The following is a 543-nucleotide window of genomic DNA, read 5'->3' as shown; positions in this document are numbered from 1 at the left end:
GGCCAGCCGATGCTGGCCTTTTTATTGCGCAAAGACTTGCCTTTCTAATTGGGTGTTGCAAAATACCGCCCTCAATTGTGGTAAACCAGACAATTGATCCTTAAGCCTTGCCAAAACGGATTGGAGCAGCCGACACGCTATGTTGTTGATCATCGATAACTACGATTCTTTCACTTACAACCTTTACCAATACTTTTGCGAGCTTGGTGCTCAGATAGTGGTCGTGCGCAATGACGAAATCGACATTCAAGGTATCGAAGCCCTCAATCCAACCCATTTGGTGATTTCCCCTGGGCCTTGTACGCCAAACGAAGCGGGTATTTCCCTGCAAGCCATAGAGCATTTTGCCGGTAAGCTTCCTATTTTAGGGGTGTGCCTTGGCCATCAAGCCATTGCGCAAGTGTTCGGTGGTGAAGTTGTGCGTGCGAGACAAGTCATGCATGGTAAAACATCGCCTATCCGCCACACGGGGCGTAGTGTGTTTAAAAATCTAAATAACCCACTTACGGTAACCCGTTACCACTCTCTCGTGGTGAAAAACGG

At 48.1% G+C, this 543-nt stretch carries 1 protein-coding gene; it reads left to right on the top strand.

From position 1 onward, the window contains the following. Positions 1-139: 139 nt before the first annotated feature. A partial coding sequence (locus R7044_RS27510; protein WP_225456265.1) for a glutamine amidotransferase-related protein occupies positions 140-543 on the top strand: 404 nt, incomplete at its 3' end.

Source organism: Vibrio sp. 1402 (genome assembly GCF_033340275.1).
This window is presented reverse-complemented; position numbering and strand designations above follow the sequence as displayed.